This is a genomic window from Flavihumibacter solisilvae, assembly GCF_000814475.1.
Taxonomy (GTDB): Bacteria; Bacteroidota; Bacteroidia; order Chitinophagales; family Chitinophagaceae; genus Flavihumibacter; species Flavihumibacter solisilvae.
The window spans coordinates 24,469-49,222 of record NZ_JSVC01000034.1 but is presented as its reverse complement, the minus strand read 5'-3'; the positions used below and the strand labels follow the sequence as shown (position 1 = coordinate 49,222).

Below are 24,754 nucleotides of genomic sequence, written 5' to 3'. Positions count from 1 at the left end.
TCGTTTGAATTTATGTCAACCGGGAAAATTCCCGGTCTTCAAGAGAATTTTTATATTTAGCAAACCCTACTCTTTCCAATGAAAAAGCTTCCCCGAATCATCTTGCCATTCATGCTGCTCTTTGTAGCAGTATCCTCCAATTCGCAAACCCGGATGACAGGCTGCATGGAGAATTCGGGGCAGGGCAACATGCTTGTCTTTATCGGTCAGAAAATAGACCTGCAGGTGGTGAAGACTGAAAAAGCTACATTCGACGCAATATTTACTGCCAGGTACAGGATCCTCGAAATAGTTTGCGGCAACTACAATAGCGACACTATAGAATTCACTGTCTTAGATCATTATGGCCGGCCACCGTTTGAAAAGTATCCGACAGTACTGTTGTATCTCGTGGAAGACAGCGGGAAATACTACCATGAAAAATACCAGTACCAGGACCTGTATAAGACCAACGATGGCAGATGGGCCGGGCCGTATGACTTTTATGATCATGACCGGACTGATGATACAATCAATCCTGTAAAGCCTGTCGTGTTAGAATTTGCAGACGAAGTTTCATTTGATATAACCAGGTTGAAAAAACAAGAAATCAGGCGCTACTATCCGGAACCGTACTACAGGGTAGCTGGCGGCAAAGCCATTGCGGTTTACGGAAACTATGTGAACGAACTCTTTGAACTTAAGAAAAGGGGCGTACTTCGGGCAAGAGGCTATTTTGGCGTTCCAGACACAACAACACACGATATCCCTCTCCAAAGCGTTGTTTTTTCCGGTGAGTACAAAATTTCAAAAAAAGATAAAAAGCTACTTCTCAAAGCCTGGGAAAACCTACTGGAAGCAATAAACAGGAATGATACACAAAAAATAAAGCAACTATCGCTCGACAGTGTAGTATGTTCCGTATGTGAAGGATTTGCTTCACCCGATTTTTATAATGATGTGGAACCAATTGATACTTTCATAACTTCTACAAGGACCATCCTTCCTGGCAGTGAACTTTGGAACAATATGAAGAACGGTGAGTTTAAGATCAGCGCAACAGATTACCAGGACATGGAGCCCTCCCACTTTCGTCCCTCCAAACCAGGGAAGCTGATCATTTACGAAGTGTCAATTAGAACCCAGATAAACTTCGGCGTTTGGTATAACAACCAGGTACACAATTTTCAATTTGTGAAAGTGAATAATGGGTTTAAATTTTACGGAGTGGAATCCCGATAAAATGCTGATATCGAATTAAATTAGCCGCAAGACTAACCTTTACCCCTACCGGAATGAAGCACCTTATCCGAACCGCTGTTTTTATCCTACTTTCTTCGGTTCATACCTATGCACAACAATCCTCCATTAACTGGACTGATATTGAAACGAGTATCAGGCGGCGCTGGCTTTTAGAAGATGTAAAAGGGAAATTATTGCAGTACAAGGAAAAGGCAATCCGGGAAAATGATGACGTAACAGTTGCAAGGTGCTTCCATAACCTGCTGAAAATAGCCGACATCAGGAGCGAAGACAGCATGTTCCTGCGGAACAGTGCATACATGGACAGCATACTTAAGCACAGTACATCGCCATCGTTGTTTACTGCAATCACCCACCTCACGAAAGCAGAAAGGCTGAAAGAGTTCCGGCACAGATTTTTTAATACCAGGAATAAGCAGGCATTTTCAGGCGCCAATGATGAAGTCAATTACGGCACGATCGGGATTGGTGAACTTGACTCTATTATTCTCCAACATCTTTCACAAGCCTTGCGGGAAGCAAAAAACTTCAACTATACAGACGGCAGGCAATTGCTTTGGCTTTCTTCGAGTCCCGAAACTTTCCTGTTTGAACCCAGGTTCACTGATATAGCCTATGCCGAACAGGTAGAATTTCTTGATCGGCTATCCTATAAATTCATTGAACGGCTTGATTGGCTAAACTTAAGCCAGGATGAGTTTTTCAGCATGACTGACCCTGCAATTTATTTCGACAAAAGGAACCTGGAAGTTTACAACTGCTTCAAAGACTGGGCAAATACGCACCTTAAATCACCGGGAATATTCTACTACATTGAATCACTGGCCCGTAAGCGTTTCTACCAACAGGGAGTTGATGACAGTACCAAACATGCACTTTACGAAGCATATCTTCAGCGATTGCTAAATTCCCAATACCCGATAGCCAGGGCAAACGGCGTATTCCAGCTGTGTCTTGCCTGGAATGAAAAAGCCTCAAAATACAGAGAGGGGGACACCCTGGTCAATGGCATTTACAGGAGGACACTGGACCTGTATCACCGGCATAAAACAACACTCGACAGCTTCCCGGTCCTGGACCAGCTACTGGCGACCATGGAAAAAAAGATCGTAAAGCCGGAGTTCCACTTTTCATTTAACGTCTACCAGCTTCCGGGTGAGCCGATCCCGATAGAACTAAAATTCAGGAATATCGGAAAATTGTATTACCGCACCGTAAGGGTAAAGGAAACAAGAGATCACTTAGACGACAAAGGAATTTCTTTTTTGTTGGCGCAGCCTAAAGCCGACAGCGGTATACATACAACACTGGCGCGATTAGATTTCCATTGGCATGATACAATCGTTCACACCAGTCCACTTGCATACGGCAAGTATATGTTCCTTTACTCAGACCAGCCCCTTGTTGAAGGCAATACACGGATTGAATTCCTGCCCATCCACGTGACCAATATCGTGATGATCAAAAATGACAGCCGGCTCTTTACCCTAGACAGGAAAACCGGCCAGCCACTTAAAGGCGCCAATGTGTTAATTGGAGGCATCAACAAGCCACTGCAGGTCAATGAAGCCGGCTACCTGATCAATCCGAAAAAGAAATCAGCCTCGGTCACCATTTACCAAGGACTGGACACACTGGCTACCTGGGCCAATGAAAGCAAAAATTATAACAACCAGGATACCTACAACAAAGAGGATTATGACAACCTGATGGAATTCTATGAAGACAATGTTAAGGTGAATATTTTCACGGATCGCTCTGTTTACCGTCCCGGGCAAACTGTGCATTACAAAGGAATCCTGCTGGCCCCGGATCCTAAGACAGGCAAGATGGAAATTCTGAACTGGAAGAACCTGGGATACTCTGCGATTAAAAAGCTGTATTACCGGCTACTGGTGAATTTGGGCAAAAAAAGGATCAACATCTACATAAATGACAGCTTCGGCCGGGAAGTTGATTCCATTAAAGTGTTGCCTAACGCATACGGCTCTTTCGCAGGATCCTTCGTGATCCCTAAAAACGCAGCGACCGGCGAGTGGGATTTCTATTGTGAGGAATTTGAAAATTCATATGACAACGAAGGCATATTCAAAGTGGAAGAATACAAAAGACCCACTTTCGAACTGGTGCTGAAAAAACCTGAGGGCGAAATATACTTAGGCGATCCGTTCGACGTGAAAATGATTGCCAGGTCATTTACCGGCGCTTCAATGAATAATGTCACTTTGCGATACCAGGTGAAATCTAGTGGTTATAGCGAAAAATTGTTCCTGCAGGGTGAAGTGCAAACAAATGCTAAAGGTGAATATGATTTGCGGATCAATGATACGCTGGTAAGGCGTTTGATGCTGGAAGGCAAAGAGAAGAGAAACTGGTATGGCATCACAGTCACAGCAATTGATGGAACCGGGGAAAATCACGAGGAGTCTTTGGAGGTTAACCTGGAATCCACGCCGGTGATGATCGATATTCGTATTCCTACAGCCTTCGAAAAGAATAAGCTGTCCCCCGTTTTCATTAGCGCCAAAACAGCGTTAAGTCAACCTCTCGCCAAATCACTGGAACTTAAGCTCTATGAGATAAGCGATGGCGAAAAATTGCTTTACACGACAACCTATACAACGGGTGAAAACAATAAATTTTCCTTACCTGCAGAGATCATTGGCAGCGGTTATTTTGAACTTGAAGCGAATTGTTATAAAGATGGCCTACTCGTGGGAACTAACAGTAAAACGTTCAAGGTCTTTGACCCTGCCAATGGCAGCTTTCCAATGCTCAAGGATCCGTTTCATCACCTCGTAACCCGTTCAACTGGCGAGGCCATTGAGATCAATTGGTATAGTGGAAACAGCGCGGGAGAAATCTACTCCATTTACCAGGTAACTTACCTGGTAAAGAGTAAGTCAGGTCTGAAAGAAAAATATGAATATTTCACCCGGACCGAGAAAAAGGGACTACAGGAGTGGAAATATCGTTTGCCATCCGGCGCGGTGGAAAGAGTATTACTGACTCATATCTATGTATTCAATAATCGACTGTACAGGAAAGAAGAGCAGGTATTCATACCCGGGAAGGTATCTGAAAATCCCGAGCTGATCATTGAGCAATACCGCAAAAAAATTGTTCCGGGTGAAAAGGAAACCTTCAACGTCTCCATAAAAACCAGGGATGGGAACAAAGCGATGGAACTGATGACTGGAATGTATGATGCCTCACTGGAAAAAATTGAGCCACATGAATGGCACCTTCCATACAGGGAAAATCATGTTGGGATAAGCAGTGACTGGGATCGCAGTATCAACAGGAAAAACTCGAAGCGGGTTTCTGAAGAAGTTTTAAAACATGACCTTGCGGGGGCATTGCAGGGTAGCGTTGCCGGTTTAAGCGTCATGAATACGGCTGGTTTACAAGAAGTGGTGGTGATGGCTTATTCTGGCGAGCGTAAACTGCAATCGACTGCCTCGGCTGTTGTGATACGTGGTGTGGCTTCCCTGTCAACCTACAAGGGAATGCTTGTTATTCTTGACGGCCAGGTATATGAGAAAGATCTTTCCACTTTGAACCTGGATGCCATCACTGGTTCGATAGTACTGAAAGGCGCAGAGGCGACGGCACTATATGGTGCTCGCGCAGCAGGGGGCGTATTGATCATGAGTACAAAAGGACCTGTACAGTTGCCGGAGAATAAGGAAGAGCTTCCAGTTAAGATTCGGAAGAATTTTTCAGAAACTGCTTTCTTTTACCCACAGCTACATGCGGGCAGGGATGGCATGTACCATATATCTTTCACGATGCCGGAAAGTGTTACGGAATGGAACTGGAAAATGCTTGCGCACGACAAACGCTCTACTTTCATTTACGAGGAAAGAAAGATCGTGAGCCAGCTTCCGTTAATGGTTCAGACCGATATGCCCAGGTTTCTTTACCAGGGCGACCAGCTGGTACTCAAAACAAGGATCATCAATCTTGATACCATTGGTGTTTCAGGTTCTTTGAAATGCATTATAGAGGACGCAGTGACAGGTGAGGATCTCACCCACAAATTGCTCACATCATTTGAACAGCGGATCAGCGTTAACTCTTCTTCTAATGGTTTTGTATCCTTCAGGCTGGCAGTCCCGGTTGATTTTTTGCATCCCCTGGTGATAAGGGTCGCGGCAAGGGCCGGGAATTTTTCTGACGGGGAGGAATACACGATTCCGGTTCTGTCCCGGAAAGTGTTGGTAAGCAGGCAGGTGCCTGTAACTGTCGATAAAGGAACATCGGTGCAGGTGCCATTGTCGCCATTGCCAGCAAACGCCGAACCATATGCGTTAAGTCTTGGGATCTCACCCCAGGCACAGTCAACCCTGGTCAACGCACTGCCCTACCTGGCCTTATATCCCTATGGTTGTACGGAGCAAACCTTCAATAAGCTGCTGGCATACACAACCGCCAGGAATATGTTGCGCACTGATACCGGGCTTGCCAGGGCATGGAACCGGTTGAGGTCCGATACTGCCGGCTCTGGATTAGCTCCCCTCCCCTATGAACCTGGAGAGCAAACGATGCCCTGGTTGCAACTGTCCCACGCACATGCGTTAAACCAACAAAAATTAAAGTTGATTTTCGACACCCTGCCGGCCGGCGAGCAGGTGAAAAAACTGTTGGCTAAAATCATTGAAGCCGGGAATGAAGATGGCGGTGTCAGTTGGTTCAACGGGGGAAAAAGCAGCAGTTATATTTCTACATACGTGCTTGCCGGTTTTGGAAAATTGAAGCAGGATAAACTGCTATGGCCAGAGAGCCTGTATGATGAAAAATTCAACACCTTTATCCGGAACCTTGTAAAATATTGTGACAGCCAATTTGGAAATATCCTTAACCAGGACGATCCGCTGAAATACCTATATGCCCGGACCTACTGGAAATCGGATTACCCGATGAAGGACTCTTTAAAACTCAAAGCGGACCGTGCGCTGGAGGATTCCTGGCAGTTAGCAGGAAGGATGCCGATTAAACTGGAAGCCCTGTTGATCACTGTAACCCTCCGTTATGCACAACCCGGGTCGCCACTATACCGAAAGGCGCAGTTACAGCTTGAGACTATCCGCCAGCAGGCAATAAACGACGAGACCGGTACAAGATGGAAAGCGCTGTCGGATACAGACGACCTCAACGTATCCAAAGATGAGTGTATCGCCATGATCGCGGAAGCATTTGAGACAGCGGGTTCGTCGCCCGAAATAGTTGATGGCATCATCAGGTGGCTGCTCCGGGCAAAGAGTGACCATGCCTGGGGAACGACAAAGGCGACAGCTGCAGTGGCAAACCTCTTGGTAAAGCATCCGGGACATGCCCGCAGCACTCCTTCCGGACTCAACACAGAATGGAACAAAAATTCATTGCGGGTAACCGACAATTTATTAACCGGGAAACTGGCAGACATTGTGTTGTTGCAAGGCGGACCAATACCAGGTGAGTTAACAGTTAGTCGAACAAATAATGATACTACCACCGGCGAAATAATGCTGTATTACTTTTCCGACATGCAGGATGTGGCAGAGTCCAGTCCCGTTAGGATCAGCAAGATCTACCGCCTATACAATTCAGCTGCTAATACATGGGAAACGATCGATCCAGCCGCTTTCCGGCTGAAGCCTGGCGACAAGGTTGAGGTTCGGCTATCCATTGAAACGCGGCGCATGCTGAAATATGTATTTCTTGATGACAGACGGGCTGCATGTTTCGAGCCACTCAACGACCGGAGTGGACATGAATATGAAAACGGGATTTCCTACTACAAGTCGATCAGGGATGCCGGCTACCAATTCTTCGCTGAAAGTATCCCGGCAGGCACGTCAACCCTGACTTACCAGGTAACTGTTTCCAAGCAGGGAGTTTTCAGCACCGGGTTGCCGTCGCTGCAGTGCATGTATCAGCCCGGCGTAAGGGCGTACGGAAAGAACGTGGTGGTGGCGGTGGAGTGAAGGTGTGAGAGTAGAATTTCTATATTTAGCAAACCCTTGTTTTTGCTCGCTGCAGTAATTTCCTGAAATCCTAAACCAAAGGTCGCTACCAGTTGCATGGAGAATCCCGGGCAGGGTCGGCTCTTGCGCTTGCCTGTTACGCGCTTTATTTTGTACATCAGAATATTTTTACAATCGCATTTGCTATTGAGTGCCAAAAAGGAGTGTCCCTGATATACCAGATGACTCTGTTCAACACCATGAAGCCCAGCACCAGGGCAAAGGGGCTGATACGTTTGGTCCGCCAGGAATCTATAACTGTAATTATTCCTGCAAGAATCATAATAATGTTTTTGGACATATCGATACTACCATCACGGCTGAGATCGAGGTAGGCTCTAAACGTCCTGGCCAAAGGCGGGCTGATAAATATAAAAGCTGTACTGCACATAAAGCGGCTGTGCAGGGCCGGTTTGTGTGTAGAAAAAATGGCGAGCAGATAAAGTATAGCAAAAAATATGATCAAGGGCACATCGAGCGCCACTCTTCTTGCTACTGCTATTTCTCCCTCATGTACTGACTCACGATGAAGGCTGCTATAGGTAACTAAATACATGGAGAGCAGCACCAATGGTGCAAGTACATAACTCAGGCGACCTGCAAGGCGATGAAGTTTCATATTTCCTTTCCGGATAAGAATGGGCTGAACCAGCAGCATTAAAAGCCAGCCCATCATCATCATCCCATGAAAATGTATTATCGCAGTAAAATGAATAAGACCACGACGCGGATTAATGTAGTCTTCAAACTTTGGGAAATGGCTGATATAAGTATTATAAAACCCAACATGAGCCAATATGATCAACAGTACAATGCCGATGATCATTCCGCCTGTAAAAGATTGAGAAATGAGCGGACTGGCATGATGAGTTGTCCTTTGCAGCTGCTCCTTTTCCTTTTTCATAGCTGATAGCTTTAAAAGCATTTCACTGCTTTAAGAACGTTAACGGTGGTCCAACCTTTTCAAAACCGTACTCTTTTCTAAAATTGTCTCTTTCTTCTTCAGACATATTCTTAGCGACCCCTTCACTGAGCTTTCTGAAATATTCTTCCATTTTACCGGCAGGTTGATGGCATATCATCACTTTTGCTTCTCCTTGTCCAACCTTTGCAAAGGTATGAGGTACCTTTCGCGGGCCGAATACAAGATCTCCAGCCCTGGCATTATAAAGTTTATCGCCTACTTTGATAAGAAACTCTCCCTGTAAAACATACCACCATTCATCAGTTTCATAATGCGTGTGCAATATGGGACCGCCTTCTTTTATTCGTGTGGATTCAAAAACATACATATCCCCGTCAGTGTCTTTGGTTGATACTTTAGTGTAAAAAGCATCTCCTTCAAAAGGAGAAATGCTTTTGTCAAAACGGTCCTTTCCGGCATCTACTTTGAAGCCTTTGTCATCCCGGTTCCCGTTTCTAATTCTTGCATAAATAGTAAAAGGGGTTGCCATAAGAGTGCCAAGGGTAAGGCCAAGTTTTAAAAATGAATTTCGTTTCATAAGTTTAGTTTTTTAACTGTCAATGTTCGGCAGGTGATTTAAATCACAAATTATAGCCAACGAAACACTGTGGAAAGGAGCAATGCGAAAGCGGGAGCTGGGCGATGTGGCTATGGGGAAAAATAAAGGTGCGGTTAGGGTGTACGTGAAGATTGGTAAGGACTGGAATAAATTTATTCAAATTCTGTGATGCCAAAGAGGGTATTTTTCCCGGGACAATGGATCGAAACCATTTCAATTCATATTTCTATATTCAACTGGGGTCATTCCAGTTTTAGATTTGAATAGCCGGGAGAAATATTGCGGGTATCCGAAGCCCAGCGAATATGCCAGGTCACTGACAGATTTATTTGAATTCAATAACATATTTTTCGCTTCTTCAATCAGGTAATAATGGATGCGGTCCTGCGCATTCATTCCTGTTTCCCTTTTTAGTAAGTCGCTAAGATAGTTAGAGGATAAATACATTTTATCTGCCAGGAACTTCACGGTTGGTAACCCCTTTTCGCCAGGTAAGGATGAATGCAGGTACTCCTGCAATTCTTTTTCAACTCTTGCAAGTATATCTTTATTCACAAGCTTACGGGTTATAAACTGCCGGTCGTAATACCTTGTGCAGTAGTTGAGCAACAATTCAATATTTGAAACGATTAATGCCTGGCTGTGCTTGTCAATATTTTCAAGTAATTCAGCATCTATCTTCTGTACAATATCCTGCAATACGCTCTTTTCTTTTTAAGAAAGATGAAGGGCCTCATTCGTTTCGTAGGAGAAAAATGAATAGTTCTTTATTGTTTTGCCTAGTGACGTACCCCTTACCAGGTCAGGATGAAAGAATAAACCCCAGCCTGAGGGGTCAACCGGCTTTTGCAATTGTTCGTCCATTGTTATAACCTGCCGGGGTGCAATGCAAATCAAACTGCCTTCCTGGAAATCGTAAGACTTCTGGCCGTATTTCATTTTGTTGACGCAAAAATTCTTGAACATGACAGAATAAAACCCTAAGGTTACTTTCATGCCGGAATTGAATTGTTCTTCATACATGGAAAAATCTACCACCGCAACTAAAGGTCTTTAGATGAAGCCAGGAGGCAAATGGAAATAAAACTAGTGGCTTATAAGCTAATTATTTTTTTGTTTTAAACGATTCCGGCAAACCGGCCCTTTTAAGAAACTTTTCAGCCTCTTCTCTCTTTTTAATAAAGAAAGGATCATTTGAATAATCCCTGAGGTCTTTATCTACCGTCATCTTCGTTTTGCTGGTTGCTCTCTTTTTAGTAGGCGATGCCATAGTCCAAACAATTTACTTATTCAAATTTATGATTTTACCGCGCTTTAAGCAAGAATGCTGTATAATTAACACCTTTTTGAAAGGGCTGCCAGACATCGCCAATATAGCCTTGTATGTCAAACAGGGAAGTTACATCATGCCATATCCTTGCAATTCCCATTTGATATAACCGAGTGCGGGAACTACTGCTGCCTGTAGCAAAAACTAAAGCTCCGGGACGTTCACGCATAAATTCTATAACAGTAGCGGCAACTGTTGCCAACACTTTATCCCGGTCACCATTATTGGAAATTGCAAGATCATTAATACAGTGAGTATTTTCATCCCAGTCGCCAAATGCCAGGTTGTACACTTCCTGCTCCCGCTGCTGAAGCCGGTAAAACTCAACCACTTTCTTTATTCGGCCATTCGGCCCATCGCTTTCAAATTCATAATAAAAGCTTTCGGGACGTTTTGTATAAGGATATGCCTCAACTTGCATGGAAGTACTAAGGGGTTAACACAACAAAGCAAAGCCGTCCTGAAATAAAAGTCAACCGTTTAAACACCTGATATTCCCTCCCTCTTTCCGCCGCCAATACCCCCGACTATAGAGCTCTTGCAATATTGACAAAGCCATATTTTTCTTTATAATTACAGGATGATTGACCCAAATAAAATAGAAAACATCGGGTACACGGCAGTGCGTCGTTTACGTCACCAAAAGTTTCAGCGGGGGCTTCCTTTTTTGATCGCTTCCAAAGACTTACCCAAGACAGAGGCATACCTGGAATATCCATCTGGGCAAATCGATATTGTGTCCGTAAAAGGTCGTGATTTTTTAATCGTCCGCCATTTGACAAATACCGAAGCGGACACTATCCGCGCGCGACATCATTTGTGCAAGTACGCCAGTTTCGGCTACTAATAATTGAAGTTTCATAGTCGGAGGTAACCAGTGACCGGGCGTCCCAAAACCGGTCAATGACTGTATCGAAAACGAACAACAAATGCAGGCTGAGGACCTATAACTGTCAGATTATAAACGCTTTACATAATGGCTGAATATTTGAACCCCTGGCGTAATGGCCTTGCTCCCCGCTTAAAACCTAATCTATGCTGAAACACATCCTCACCATTGCAGTCCGGAGTATACAGAAACACAAGTCTTCTTTTATAATCAATCTTACCGGGCTTTCTACAGGATTGGCATTTGCTTTTCTTCTTTACCTGTGGGTGCAGGATGAGAAGAGTATTGACAAGTTTCATGCAAATGACAGCAGGCTATACCAGGCAATGATGCAAAGCACCGAAAACGACCTGGTAAGGATACAGGATCACACCCAGGGTCCTTTGTCAGAAGCGTTGGAAAAAGATCTGCCGGAAGTGGAAAAAGCTGTGACCGTTATGAATCTTTCCAAAGAAGGCATGGATATTACGATGAAAAATGGCGAGAACTCTTTCAAGACGAGTGGCATTTTTTCCGGTGACGCCTTTTTCCAGGTCTTTTCATTTCCACTTCTCTCCGGCAATGCCGGCACCGTATTGACTGAGAAAAATAATGTAGTGATCTCGGAAAGCCTTGCCCGGAAGTTATATGGCTCCGTTGACGCAGCCTTGGGAAAGTCTTTGCAATGGAATGCATTCGGAAGCGATCATTTATCGTCTGTAACCGGCGTTTTTAATGATGTAACCAGCGCATCAACGATGAAGTTTGATTTTGTCCTGACCAAACAAAAGTTGCTGGAAGATCTATGGCAGAATGGTACCAAATGGTCCAACACAGGTCCCGAAACCTTTCTTCTTCTGAAGGAAGGAGTGAATATAACCGCTTTCAATAAGAAGATTGAAAAGTTTATTGACAAATATGATAAGGGCAATCATTTCTCTCTTTTCGTAAGAAAGTATTCGGATGCTTACCTGTACGGAAATTATGAGAACGGAAAACAGGTCGGTGGCAGGATCACAAATGTGAGGTTGTTTACTGTCATTGCCATTCTCCTGTTAATAATTGCCTCTATCAATTTCATGAATCTTTCAACGGCAAAAGTATCGGGCAGGCTCAAAGAGATCGGCATTAAAAAAACGATAGGCAGCAGCAGGCGAAACCTGGTTTACCAGTTTCTTGGTGAATCCATTTTTGTCACAGCGATTTCTGCCGGTGTTGCATTGATGCTTGTCGCCTTACTAATTGACCAATTTAATTTTATAACCGGGAAGCAATTGTCCTTTCATTTTTCCGTTGCCCAGCTATCGGGGCTCTTTATCATTGCCCTGGTAACCGGAATCCTGTCCGGAAGTTACCCGGCTTTTTATCTTTCAGGCTTCAGGCCGCTGGCTACTTTAAAGGGAAAATTGGAAGGCGGAGTACGGGAACTATTTGTAAGAAAGGGTCTTGTCATCTTTCAATTTATCATCTCGCTTGTATTGATCGTATCTGTATTTATCGTTTACCGGCAAATTGAGTATGCGCAAACCAAATCAATCGGGTATGCCAAAGAAAACGTGGTCTACTTTGATCTGGAAGGAAAGATCTTCGAAAACAAAAAGAATTTCTTTGAACAACTGAGAAGAGTGGATGGTGTTGTCCAGGCGGGCGGCATAAATCAAACCCTGATCCGGGAAGACGGGGGTTCATCGACTTATGGTATAGAGTGGCCGGGAAAGATTCAGAGTAAGAATATTGATTTCGTCATCAGGAACGTTGACGAAAACCTGGTACAGACGCTTGGGATGCAGGTAAAGGAAGGAAAATCATTTTCGGATAGTTTGGGCAGCAATTCTTCTTACCTGTTATTGAATGAAACTGCCGTAAAGATCATGGGATTAAAAGAACCCGTTGGAACAAAAGTAAAATTATGGGGAGAGGACAAAACCATACTTGGTGTGGTAAAGGATTTTCATACCGCTTCGGTTCATCAGCCCATATCGCCTTTTATTTTCAAATGCGATCCGGATGGGGTAAGTATGGCAATGGTCCGGATCCAGGCGGGTGCTGAGAGAAAAGTGATTGACAACCTTACTTCCTTCTATTCAAAAGTAAATCCCGGCTATGGCTTAAACCTCGGGTTTCTTGACGAAACTTTCAAAGCTCAATATTTATCCGAAGAGCGAACGCTTACGCTGGCAAAATACTTTGCTTACCTGACCATCTTGATATCCTGCCTGGGCTTATCCGGTCTGGCCGCTTATGACACCGAGCGTCGTACAAAGGAAATTGGCATCCGCAAAGTACTCGGTGCAGACATCAAAAGTCTTGTTACTCTTTTGTCGAAAGATTTCATAAAATTAGTAGGCATAGCCATCGTACTTGCAGCACCGGTCGCCTATTATTTAATGGACCGGTGGCTGCAGGATTTTGAATACAGGATAGACATCAGCTGGTGGGTATTTATAGCGGCGGGAGCCATAGCATTAACGATTGCATTGGCAACTGTCAGTTTCCAGGCCATTAAGGCGGCAATTGCCAATCCTGCAAAAAGTTTGAAAACGGAATAGACATGTGCGACGTACCGCCATCTACAGACGCTCAACTTTTACCAGCCCCTGCCTTGTAGCCAGGTACAGCACTCCGTTATTATCAAATGCCATTTGTGAAATATAGGAAGTAGGAATTCCAGAATTTCCCGGATGATAATTCTCCCACCCACCCTTCAGATCATATCTCACGAGGCCTGCTCTATCTGTAGAAATCCACAGTACTTTTTCTCGTTTGTCATACCGAACGTCAGTGGTATTGTTGAATGGCATTCCCGAATTTGATGTTGTGAACTGCTTCCATGTGCCGTCTATTGACCTGATTGCTATTCCCTCATTCCTGTTAATCTGCCCGGGAGGCTTACTATCATATTCATATAAGCCGAAGTACAAATTGCCATATTCATCCTCATCCATCGCAGAAATACACTGACCCTTCAAAACTGAACTCGTTTCATTAAAGCTCGTACAATTACCAATAGAGTCTATAAGATATGAACCATTAAAGGTTCCAATCCAAATCCGGTTCCTGCTGTCCCGTTTTGCAAAATATACACTGGCAAACGGATACTTTTTAACTCTATTAAAATCAGTCCAGGTATTATTTTTAACGATTGTCAGTCCCCGCCCCGAACAAATAAATAGTTCGTCAGATTTTTCATTGAAAATCATTTTGGAAGCCTCGTTAATAACAATTTTACTTTGGTCATACAGCGTCCACTTCTTACCGTCAAAACTCAAAAACTTCCTGTCCCCATACACCCAAATCTTATTCCTGCTGTCCGTCGCAAACCTGTAAACTTCAACAGGTTTTTTAAGTTCATCATTTTTCGGTTCCACAACATCGAATTGTTTACCATCAAACCTAACGAACTGATCATCAGCATTGAGCCAAATAATTCCTTTTTTGTCTATCGCAATAAGGTCATTCATATTACTCGGAAGGCTCGAGTTATTTGTGTTCCATACCGTTATCCTGTAGTTCTTTAAATTGTCGTTATTATAAACATAATCCTTGTTGTATATCTCCGGACTATTTGGCTTATCAAACGATTTTTTAAACGCGTTCAAATCTACCCTGTCCACCTTACCTGAAATTGCGCCATCCTGTATATCGAAAGACAGGTTGAAAGAGGTCCTCTCTTCATTCTTTCCATTTGTTTTTGCAGGAATAAATCCATCAAAACCATTAAGCGCATTTACAATATTCCTTGAAATAACATGTTCTGACACATCAGTATAACTCAAAACACAACCCTTACCAATCGCATCAACAAGTACCTGGAATACTACCCTTCCTTTTATACCTTTTAAGTTGTTGGTCCTGTTCAACCCGGAGATTAATGAATTGAACTTAACGATGTCGACATTTGCTTTAACGTCGCCACAATCAAGACAAAACTTATCAGTAGTACATCCATCTAACTTTTTGGGAAATAGATTTTGAGCACTGGCATAGAAAGATGTAATAAGAATAAAAAAGGTTACGGTATTTTTTTTCATCGGGCAATAAATAGAAATAATATCCAATATATCAATTTCAGGGCAGGGTTAAATGTTCCGCAAGATAAGAGTTCAGAGCTCTGCATAAGTTATCCACCTGATTATTTCATGAGAGCATTGCAAATCAGGGATTTTAGCATAAAGATATTTTATATTAGCTGCGCACAACTAACCTTTACCCCTACCGGAATGAAATACCTTATCCGAATCGTTGCTATTATCCTACTTGTTTCGACTAACACCTATGCACAGCAATCCCCCATCAACTGGACCAATATTGAAACGAATATCAGCCGCCGCTGGCTATAAGGAAAAGGCAATCCGGGAAAATGACGACATAACGGTTGCAAGGTGCTTCCTGTTACTGTCGATAAAGGAACATCGGTGCAGGTAGCCGAGCAGCGAACTATGGGACAATATCCGGAAAGGGAGATACGAACTGGGAGCAAGCAACTATGAGGGAGACATCCAGCCCACTCACTTCCGCCTGACAAAACCAGGAAACCTGGTTATTTATGAAGTATCATTTAAAACCAATATAGATTTCGGTGCCTGGTATAGCGAACAGACGCATACTTTTGAATTTGTAAAAGTAAAGGACGGGCTGAAATTCTATGGAGTGGAATCGGAATAAAACGCTTTTGTCATTTTTCTTTAGAATTCCGTCTTCCGGTTATTGTACTGTAACAACGGTCTGCCCCGTCATTAACGCATCCGAAGAAGCTTTAACAACGACCTTTCCTTTCACTCCTTTCTTAGCTTTTATGATCAGTAATGCCATCCCGTTGTAAGCCGGGCGATCATGGCTTTGAAAGGGCACAAAACTGGTTGCATCACCATTGTCTGTGGCAACTATCTCCCCTGCCCCTTCAACTGAGAAATGAATAACTGGATGGGAACGAGGCACCATCAGGCCATCTTTGTCAGTCACTTTCACCGTGATAAAACACAGCTCATCTTCACCTGCTTTGATAACAGTACGGTCAGGCGACATTTCAAGTTTCTTCATTTCACCGGTTGTCCGCACCTCATCGGTTGCCCATTGTTTTCCGTCTTTATAACAAATCACTTTCAGTTGCCCTGGTTGATATCTTACACTATCCCAAACCAGGCGATAATCTTTCCCTGCCGATTTGGCTTTCCGCCCCATACTTACACCATTTAAAAACAATTCAGCTTCATCTCCTGAAGTGTATACATGCACCGGTGTGATGGAGTCGATCCTTTCGGGCCAGTTCCAGTGCGGAAATATATGTGCGACAGGCAACTCAGGGCGCCAGTGCGACTGGTAACTGTAAAAGCGGTCTTTCGGGAACCCGGCCAGGTCAATAATGCCAAAGTAACTGCTTCTCGACGGCGGGTTATTTTTCCGGATGAGTTCCAGTTGTCTTTCCAGTTCCGCTTTTTTATTGGGATCAGTCCTGAAGTTTAGCAGGTTGGTTTCATCCGAATTGTAAGGAGTGGGTTCTCCTAGATAGTCGAAGCCCGTCCACACATATTCACCTAACAGGTGCGGATACCTGGCATTGGTCCTGAATTGCTCATCAGGCGAACAGCCCCAGCCTGGCTTTGCATAATCATAAGAAGAGATCTGCCAGTTTTTGTATTCGTCAGTCCCGAAGAAATATTCACCGCGCGAAGAAACACAGGAAGATGTTTCACTACCGAGAGTGGGCTTGTTGGCATAACGGGGATCGGCATCCCATTTGCGTTGCTGGCCGAAAAAATAATTCACGCCCATTATATCAAGCGCCACTGCAGCCCCTGAGTTACGCCCACCATCAGGATCATTATACCCGTTAGAAACAGGACGTGTCGGGTCTGCCTTGTACACAAGATCCACCAGGTGTTTGGTGAGGGCCACATCCTGCTGTTCCATCACTTCATTTCCGATTGACCAGATGAATACCGAAGGATGGTTGCGATCGCGGTACACGAGCGCAGTTAAATCTTTTTCATGCCATTGATCAAACAATTGATTGTAGTCATTTTTCCGCTTCCCTTTTTTCCAGGCATCGAAAGCTTCATCCCACACCAGGAATCCCATTTTATCAGCCAGTTCCAATAATTCGGGGGCAGGCGGATTGTGGGAAGTCCGCAAGGAGTTACAACCCATTTCTTTCAGCATCTTCAATTGCCGGGTCAAAGCGCTCAGGTTAAAAGCTGCACCCAAGGCGCCAAGATCATGGTGATTACAGGTGCCTTTTATCTGAACCCGTTTCCCGTTTAATAAAAACCCGTTACGGGCCGTAAACTCAAGTGTGCGGATGCCAAAAGGAGTATGGTAGGTATCAATAACGCGGCCGCCTATGCTGATGGTCGTTTTTGCAACATACCTGTTGGGAGTTTCAATGTCCCAACGTTTAGGATGATTGACAGTGGACTGTGATTCGATAACTTTCTGTTCACCTGCCCGGAGATCTGTTACGGTCGCTTTCATTTCGGCAACCTTAACTGTTGGTTTATTGGCGGCATCCAACTCATACAATTCAGTACGAACGGTTGCGCGTGCGTCTTTTTTTGAATGGTTGCGGACAGTTACAGCGATGTTTACATCGGCGCTGGCTTCCGTAATACGAGGTGTTGTGATATAAGTGCCCCAATGATCCACATGAACGGGATCAGTTTTAACCAGCCAGACATGACGGTAAATGCCGGCGCCGGGATACCAGCGTGAATCCCACTGCTCAGTGTCAAGTCGTACTGCCAGTACATTTTCCTTTCCTGGTTGAATATAAGGCGACAGGTCCATCCGAAAAGAAGTATACCCGTAAGGCCATGTACCTACATATCTCCCATTAAGCCAGATCTTAGCATTGGCCATCGCCCCGTCAAAATCAATAAAGATCTTTTTATTGGCGTCAGCTGCAGGGATGGTAAAATGTTTCCTGTACCAGCCAATTCCCTTCCAGGGCAACTTACCGGTACCCCCATCCAGTTCTATCCTGAACGGACCGGTGATCGCCCAGTCGTGCGGAAGACTGAGCTTCTGCCATGCTGCATCATTGAAACTACCGGACTCCAGTCCTGCAGGTTCCTCTTTTCTCGTACCATCGGCTTGCAATCCAAATCGCGCAAACAGCCAGGCGTCATCAAACGAAACTGTATTCAGCGATCCCATTCTTTTGATGGGGTGGCTTTGCGAAAACACATTGCTAGAAACTGTAGTTATAAATGCCAGGATCAGCAACGAACAGGCAGAATGAAACTTATTGAAATGCATAGCCAAATTTATCGCCCGGTAGCACTTCGGTACCATTTCATTTTTGACAAAAGCCGATGTTATTTTACCCGCAACCTCATTTCTTCCTTTTGAACTTCAGGCGTTTGGTGAAAGTCTCATCATACGATCCTTTCCTGTCATCGTCAGCATAATACCTGATCTCCTTCTCCTGGAAGGTGAGGATCAGCGTATCTCCTGAGAAGCGGTAGTGATTAGATTCCATGCCAGGACTGACAGACCCATCTTCGACTTCCTGGATATTCGTTAATGAAATTGAATCCCGGCCTAACCTGGTATAATCGCACGGGTAACTGATAGGATCTCCCAGGCCAAATGGTTCAATAATTTCTTCGATCTGTGGCAGCTGACCTTGTACTTCGTAAATGTATTTGGTGTACGTGAAGCCAGTATAATTAAAATTCGCCAGGATGAACTTATCAGCCGTAACCTGGAGTGTGCCGGTGTTATTCTCAGTCAACAGCGTATCTATGTTGGTTGCTTTACTGATGATTCCACTAATCGTATCTGTCTGGATAATGGTTTCATTCATATTCATTTCCACAAAATCATATGTCCCTAACAGGTCCTGGGAAGAGGGCTGTTCAAAGTTTTCATTAATGGTTTTCTGGCAGGATAAAAAGGCACATGCGGAGGCAACGGCTACTAACAGACGAAATTTCATAGTCGGGGGTTTAGGAAGTAATGCACAAAATAGACAAAGAAACAGAATCCAAATATCAAACACGTCGTTTATGCAGCGCTGATTTTTGCAATAAACAAAGATCACCTGCAATGGAAATAATTCGTAGCATTAAAAATGTGCGGAGTACTAATGGTGCAGCTCAATTTGAGATCCACCGGCTCCAAAGCGAGGCTGGCCAGCTTACGCTGTTCCAAAATAAGTATGTGATTTTATGGATCCAGGATGGAAAAGGAGAAATAAAGATTGACCTGGACCGGTTCTTTATAGAGAATAATTCACTTTATTTTATTAAACCGGGACAGGCGTTGCACATTACGCTCGACGAGCCTGTCAGTGGCTACCTGGTTGACTTTGAGCGTGAATTCCTTATGCTTTTTGAGAAAGGTTCGAATGGACTCAGTCATACTTTATTATCCAACCTTTACCAGGCACTTCCTTTGATCCGCATAGATCCTGGTATGGATATGTTCCTCGACAGTATTGCAGAAAAGATGTTGTACGAGCATGCAAACTACCACGAGTCACGCGCCGAGGCTATCTCCAGTTTTTTACGAATATTCCTGATCTACCTTGGCCGGCAGTGCCAGTTGAAAAAAGATGAGGCCGGAAATGATGACCGGATCGCTAATGGCTTTTTTGGGTTGCTGGAAAAACATTACATAGACAAAAGAATGGTAAAAGATTATGCCGATATAATGAATATTACACCCGGCTACCTGAATAAGGTCATCAAGTGTATATCCGGGTTCCCGGCCAGCTACCATATTCAACAGCGTATCATCCTCGAAGCCAAACGGAGAGCAATATTTAATGACAGTAGCCTGAAAGAAATCTCTTATACATTAGGATTTCCCGACCCGTCGCATTTCAGTAAATTTTTCAAAGTAAGTTCCGGCATCAATTTTACTGAATTCAAGAAAACTGCGTTGCGGTATGGTTGAAGTTTGAACGTTTTAATTGATTGTTTATAGCCGACAGTGGCGACATTGCCTTAAACCGGATAGAAATCTTTGTTCCATTCACTGACTCGATACTGGGTTCGCCATCTATATCACCTGCAAGCCCCTTTACCAATGTCAAACCCAGGCCGGTGGTCCTGCTTTCATTACAATCGGGTAGCCCAATCCCATTGTCGACAATATCCAGCACGGCTGTTTCATTTTCATAAATTTTTAATGAAACACTGATACGGGCATGCTCGTAACTGCCCCTGAACGCATACTTGATCGAATTGGTGATCGTTTCATTCACGATCAGTCCAATGGGAACGGCCTGGGATACATCCAGGTCGACATTGTCGATATCGGTAACAAATTCAATTTCGTTTCGCAGGTTAAAGGCTTGTTTCAGGTAACCTACCAGTTCGGGAAGATAGCTCCTCATATTGACCGAGGAAATGGTATCATCCTGGTAAAGCTTCTGATGAAGCAGGGAAGTGGCATAGATGCGATTCTGGCTGGCCTGGATAGCGACCAGCGCATCACTGCTCAGGTCGTCGGCCTGCAATTCCAACAGGCTAACGACCATCTGCAGGTTATTTTTCACCCGGTGGTGCACTTCCCGGAGCAGCAGTTCTTTCTCGTTGACCAGGCTCTCGAGTTTGCTGTTCTTCTTGTTCAACTCCAGGCTGGCTGCTTTTTTCAGGCGATAGCTATTGACTACGAGCAGCAGGATAATGAGCAACAACACTGCCCCGGCAATGGTGAGGTTGCGTGTTGTCTTCGCTTGCTGGAGACTGTTGCGATGCAGCAGGATGCTCCTGTCTTTTGCCTTTGCCTCCATGCTGGCGAGCTGGAGCTGCTGTTGTTTGGCCTGGGTTTCGTAGGCCAGTTCGAGACGCGCCTGGTCCAGGTCCTTTTGACGCAGTTCACTTTGCCGGGCGAGAAGCGTGAAAGACTGTTCTTTAAGCCGGAGATCCCGGTCCTTTTTTTCCGATTCGTATTGTACCAGCAAATCCTGTATTTGTTTTTCTTTGTCAAGACTCTTCATCGAGTCGTCAAGTTGCTGCCCTTTGCGCAAGTGTTGAATTGCGGACAGATAATTGCCGGTAGTGGAATCCAGCGTGTATAGAGTGCGATGAATGGAGGCTCTGAATTGGGGCGGGGTCTGAGGCAGCTCCATCGCTTTCACGAGGTAATGGCGAGCCTTAATGAATTCCTTGCTTTGTATATAAAAGTTGCCGATCAGATTATAAATGTGCTGGTCCACAATCCCGTTTTTTTCTACGAGGTCAACTAATCTGTCATTGGTTTGCCCGGTAAGAGTGACCTGCCCGGTTCTCTGATAATAATTGCCCAGGATTCGCAGGTAGTCAACTTCATCTCTTACATTGGCAAAGCCAATTTCTTTCTCCGTTCGCTCAATAATTTGCAACGCCTTGGCTGGTTCAACCATGCGAACATAGTCAATCACCAGCGACTCGCACACTAACCACGTTCTTTGTGTATCACCACCCGCTTTAAAGATTTCCCAGGCTCTTTTATGTACCTCGACGGCTTTATCATATTGTTTTTCACGGTAATAAATGATCCCAAGCAAATTATAGAGCGAGCCGGCACCGAAGTCGGCCTTCAAGTGGGTGTTTTCCTCCGACAGTCTCAACCCACTTAAAGCATAATCAAGTGCATCTTTATACATTCCCACCTGGTAAAAACTCTGGGCTGTCCGCACGTAGTGATCAAGGAGCGCTTTCTGAGAAACGCTTTTTTGGAGTTGGAAGGAACGCGAATTATGTTCTGTAAATTCTGAGAGGTTCCTTGCCATGATGTAACGGGCCGCAAGAAAACTTCTCACATTAAATTCAAGCGGGGCATATCCTTGCGATTTCGCGATCATGGATGCTTTTTCCAGACATATGATGGAACTATCAAGACTCTTGGTCAACTGCCCGCCGAAAAAATAATATCCCTGCATCGCCAGCAGCATTTCCACCTTTGTGGAATCCTGTGCCTGTTCTATCAACTGCCAGGCAGCCCTGCTATTACCTCTTTCCACCTGCGTCATGCACATGGCCTGCAGCGTCTCCTGGTAGCCAGCTTCATAGTGCAGGTAATGGCTCAATCGTTTGGCCTGGCTGGCCAGTTCCCAGGCTTTGTCCAGGTCGGCTTTGTTCTCGCCAGGCTTATTAATGTGCTGTTTGCTTAAATCGATGAGCCTATGCACTTCGGCACGGCTTCTTTTGGAAGCGGGGATCTCATTCAGCCAGGTCAAATCATCCAATGGCGACGCCCCTCGTTGAGCAAACAACGCAAGACTTAACAATACAAGGACACCCCCAATCAAACTTTTCTTTCCCATGGTCAAAAAATCGAGATGATCAAACGAAGTGACGATTCCAAAGATATATATCTGTTGTCATGGTTTATCCATTTTTAGCAGATGCCTACTGGTTGAAATTTGAAGCAACTAAAACCATACTACATGTTACAACCAGAACTTGATTCTTCCAGGGACCATATTAGCGGCAACGGGTTTGCCACAATTACGCTTATTGAATATGGTGATTTTCAATGTCCACATTGTGCTGAAGTATATCCCGAGATAAAAATGTTGCAGGAGGTGATGGGCGACCAGTTGAAATTCGCCTTTCGTCATTACCCGCTTCAGAACCTGCACCCATTAGCCCTGGAAGCGGCAGTGGTCACTGAGGCGGCCGCACAACTGGACAGGTTCTGGTATATGCACGATCTTATTTTCGAAAACCAATTGTACTTGTCGCGCGCGTCACTGCTGAGGTTTGCTGAGGAATTAGATATAGATACCAGTTTATTTACCGACCCGGTTGAATATAAAAAAAGGTTGATGAAAGTTGTCAGCGACTTCGAAAGCGGGGTGCGAAGCGGCGTATCCGGCACACCGACATTTTTTGTAAACGGATTAAAATATAACGGGATGCCTGATTTCAATGGGTTGCTGGCGGCTTGTAATATTTCAATGCTTTCATTAGAAGCAGGCTGAAGAAATTGAACTAAACAGTCAAACAGGTTGAACAGAACAATAAAATGCAACTGGTGCTGATGACTGAATTTTACATCACTGCAAACATCAAATTTATCCAACACTAAAACAATTGATATGAGCATTACGCTTCATCTGGCCAGTATGGTCATACAACAGGCCAGGGAAAAAGCCGAAGAAATAAAAATACCGGTAAACATCGTCGTGCTGGACACAGCCGGCTACCTCAAGTCTTTTATCAGGATGGATGATGCTTTCCTTGGATCGATTGATATCGCTATCCAAAAAGCAAAGACATCCATGTTATTCCGTGCCAATTCAGAGACAGTAGGCGAGTTCCTGAAACCTGAAGCTGCAGCTTACGGGTTAGAGAATACCAATGGAGGACTCGTTGCCTTTCCGGGAGGCAGGCCAATCATGAATGGCAATGCAATTATCGGCTATATCGGGGTGTCTGGTGGCGCCGTTCCGCAGGATTCAATGATCGCATATGCAGGGAGTTTTATCAAGTAAAACATTTTATTACCATAATTCAATAATTAAAAAACAATGGAAACGAAAACAATTCTAATTACAGGTGCAGGTTCAGGATTCGGAAAAGGTGCTGCGATAGGAATGGCTAAAAACGGGCACAATATCATCGCAACTGCGCACGTGTCATCACAGGTAACACCGCTGCGCGAAGAAGTTGCGGCTTTAGGCCTGTCAAACAAAATACGGGTTGAACGTTTGGACCTCACTGATCAATACGATATAAAACAAGCCTTAAAATGGAACTTTGATATTCTTTGGAACAATGCAGGAATGGGAGAGGCAGGCCCGGTTTGGGAAATCCCTGTTGACATTGTGAGAAAAAATTATGAAGTGAACGTCTTTTTACCACTGGTACTTACACAGGGAGTTGTTCAGAAATGGGTAAGGGAAGGCAAAAAAGGAAAAATAGTCTTTACCTCTTCGATGGGAGGCTTGTTTACCCCTGCGAACTGGGGAACCTATGTATCAACAAAACACGCATTGGAATCTCTGGCAGAAGCTTTACAGCAGGAGCTTGCAGCATACGGGATCAAAATTCAGACGATCAACCCGGGTGCCTACTATACAGGCTACAACGAAACCATGGCTGACAACCCGTTCCGTTGGCTGGATGATGAAGTAAACTTCACAAAGAGAGCTGACCTCCGCAAAGGTTTTGATGACTTCTTCGCTACTCCGGAAGGAAAAATGGATCCGAAAGAAATGATTGACCGGATGATCGAAATTGTGCCTGCTGACAAAGGAAAATTCAGAAATGTTGTTCCTAAAGCAATTGAGGATATGCTGAAAGATCACCAGTTAAAGGCCTGGGAAAATGCAATTTGATTTCCCAAAAAATATAAAAACAATATTTGCCATGATTATCTTTTCAACGCCGGCAGTCGCGCAGGAATACAGCAAAGAAGAAGCTTCCAACAAAGAAATTATTTCAAGAGCATTCCAGGCATGGTACGACGGAAATGGCAATTTTTTTGACCTGCTTGCTGAAGACATGCATTGGGAAATCACCGGCTCCTCCCCTTACTCAAAAGTTTACAGATCAAAGCAGGAATTCCTGGATAAAGTTATTATTCCACTGAATAATAAACTGAAGGTAAAAATCAAGCCAACCGTCCGGAATATATTTGTTGATAAAGATATGGTGATTGCCTTGTGGGACGGAGAAGCCATCGCTCTAGACAACAGGCCTTACCGGTCGTCATATTCCTGGTACATGAAAATGAGGAACGGAAAAATAATGGATGTAGTAGCTTTCCTCGATGGGATAGAATTTACGGATATAATGAAAAGAATTAAATGATCCTAAAACACGAATACAATCAAACACGTCAACCA

18 protein-coding genes are annotated in these 24,754 nt (G+C 44.3%); 8 read left to right on the top strand and 10 right to left on the bottom strand.

Annotated elements, in window-relative coordinates:
• Positions 1-78 precede the first annotated feature (78 nt).
• Both OI18_RS24060 and OI18_RS21910 read left to right on the top strand, forming a co-directional pair.
• Positions 79-1,221 (top strand): hypothetical protein, encoded by a 1,143-nt coding sequence (locus OI18_RS24060; protein WP_052273482.1) that lies wholly within the window; start codon positions 79-81, stop codon positions 1,219-1,221.
• A gap of 53 nt (positions 1,222-1,274) precedes the next feature.
• Positions 1,275-7,211 carry an alpha-2-macroglobulin family protein gene (locus OI18_RS21910; protein WP_039144046.1) on the top strand — a complete coding sequence of 1,979 codons (5,937 nt, stop codon included), beginning with the start codon at positions 1,275-1,277 and terminating at the stop codon, positions 7,209-7,211.
• Positions 7,212-7,368: 157 nt separating this feature from the next.
• Here OI18_RS21910 and OI18_RS21905 read toward each other — a convergent pair whose 3' ends face one another.
• From OI18_RS21905 to OI18_RS21890, 6 genes are all read right to left on the bottom strand, one after another.
• Positions 7,369-8,154: a hypothetical protein gene (locus OI18_RS21905; RefSeq protein WP_039144044.1), complete on the bottom strand. Its 786-nt coding sequence runs from the start codon at positions 8,152-8,154 to the stop codon at positions 7,369-7,371.
• Positions 8,155-8,176: 22 nt separating this feature from the next.
• On the bottom strand, positions 8,177-8,752 hold the full coding sequence (locus OI18_RS21900; RefSeq protein ID WP_039144042.1) for a cupin domain-containing protein: 576 nt from the start codon (positions 8,750-8,752) through the stop codon (positions 8,177-8,179).
• A 234-nt stretch (positions 8,753-8,986) separates the two neighbouring features.
• Positions 8,987-9,472, bottom strand: coding sequence for a helix-turn-helix domain-containing protein (locus OI18_RS25070; protein ID WP_240312821.1), 486 nt, complete (start codon positions 9,470-9,472; stop codon positions 8,987-8,989).
• Between the two features lie 15 nt (positions 9,473-9,487).
• The gene (locus tag OI18_RS25065) at positions 9,488-9,769 is read right to left on the bottom strand and encodes a hypothetical protein (protein ID WP_240312820.1); all 282 of its coding nucleotides are present in this window, start codon (positions 9,767-9,769) and stop codon (positions 9,488-9,490) included.
• 109 nt (positions 9,770-9,878) lie between these two features.
• Positions 9,879-10,043 (bottom strand): hypothetical protein, encoded by a 165-nt coding sequence (locus OI18_RS24745; RefSeq protein ID WP_160290277.1) that lies wholly within the window; start codon positions 10,041-10,043, stop codon positions 9,879-9,881.
• Positions 10,044-10,077: 34 nt separating this feature from the next.
• Complete coding sequence (locus OI18_RS21890) at positions 10,078-10,524, bottom strand: DUF6934 family protein (protein WP_039144040.1); 447 nt, start codon at positions 10,522-10,524, stop codon at positions 10,078-10,080.
• A gap of 614 nt (positions 10,525-11,138) precedes the next feature.
• Here OI18_RS21890 and OI18_RS21880 point away from each other — a divergent pair.
• Positions 11,139-13,520 carry an ABC transporter permease gene (locus tag OI18_RS21880; RefSeq protein WP_039144037.1) on the top strand — a complete coding sequence of 794 codons (2,382 nt, stop codon included), beginning with the start codon at positions 11,139-11,141 and terminating at the stop codon, positions 13,518-13,520.
• Positions 13,521-13,541: 21 nt separating this feature from the next.
• Here OI18_RS21880 and OI18_RS24055 read toward each other — a convergent pair whose 3' ends face one another.
• From OI18_RS24055 to OI18_RS21865, 3 genes are all read right to left on the bottom strand, one after another.
• The gene (locus tag OI18_RS24055; RefSeq protein ID WP_052273481.1) at positions 13,542-15,002 is read right to left on the bottom strand and encodes a ligand-binding sensor domain-containing protein; all 1,461 of its coding nucleotides are present in this window, start codon (positions 15,000-15,002) and stop codon (positions 13,542-13,544) included.
• Positions 15,003-15,675: 673 nt separating this feature from the next.
• Positions 15,676-18,225 carry a beta-galactosidase GalB gene (galB, locus tag OI18_RS21870; protein ID WP_039144035.1) on the bottom strand — a complete coding sequence of 850 codons (2,550 nt, stop codon included), beginning with the start codon at positions 18,223-18,225 and terminating at the stop codon, positions 15,676-15,678.
• Between the two features lie 76 nt (positions 18,226-18,301).
• Positions 18,302-18,907: a hypothetical protein gene (locus OI18_RS21865; protein WP_039144033.1), complete on the bottom strand. Its 606-nt coding sequence runs from the start codon at positions 18,905-18,907 to the stop codon at positions 18,302-18,304.
• Between the two features lie 110 nt (positions 18,908-19,017).
• On the opposite strand from OI18_RS21865, the gene OI18_RS21860 reads away from it, so the two are divergent.
• Positions 19,018-19,869, top strand: coding sequence for a helix-turn-helix domain-containing protein (locus tag OI18_RS21860; protein ID WP_039144032.1), 852 nt, complete (start codon positions 19,018-19,020; stop codon positions 19,867-19,869).
• Here the strand turns inward: OI18_RS21860 and OI18_RS21855 are convergent.
• Complete coding sequence (locus OI18_RS21855) at positions 19,841-22,225, bottom strand: tetratricopeptide repeat-containing sensor histidine kinase (protein ID WP_082038088.1); 2,385 nt, start codon at positions 22,223-22,225, stop codon at positions 19,841-19,843. The two genes, OI18_RS21860 and OI18_RS21855, sit on opposite strands and share 29 nt — an antisense overlap.
• A 123-nt stretch (positions 22,226-22,348) precedes the next feature.
• On the opposite strand from OI18_RS21855, the gene OI18_RS21850 reads away from it, so the two are divergent.
• The 4 genes from OI18_RS21850 to OI18_RS21835 all read left to right on the top strand — a co-directional run bounded on the left by OI18_RS21850 (position 22,349) and on the right by OI18_RS21835 (position 24,719).
• Positions 22,349-22,885, top strand: a complete 537-nt coding sequence (locus OI18_RS21850; RefSeq protein ID WP_039144030.1) for a DsbA family protein — start codon at positions 22,349-22,351, stop codon at positions 22,883-22,885.
• A gap of 117 nt (positions 22,886-23,002) precedes the next feature.
• Complete coding sequence (locus OI18_RS21845; protein ID WP_039144029.1) at positions 23,003-23,398, top strand: GlcG/HbpS family heme-binding protein; 396 nt, start codon at positions 23,003-23,005, stop codon at positions 23,396-23,398.
• A 36-nt stretch (positions 23,399-23,434) separates the two neighbouring features.
• A complete protein-coding gene (locus tag OI18_RS21840; RefSeq protein ID WP_039144028.1) occupies positions 23,435-24,244 on the top strand; it encodes an SDR family oxidoreductase in 810 nt (269 codons plus the stop codon).
• A gap of 31 nt (positions 24,245-24,275) precedes the next feature.
• Positions 24,276-24,719, top strand: coding sequence for a nuclear transport factor 2 family protein (locus OI18_RS21835; RefSeq protein WP_039144027.1), 444 nt, complete (start codon positions 24,276-24,278; stop codon positions 24,717-24,719).
• Positions 24,720-24,754 lie beyond the last annotated feature (35 nt).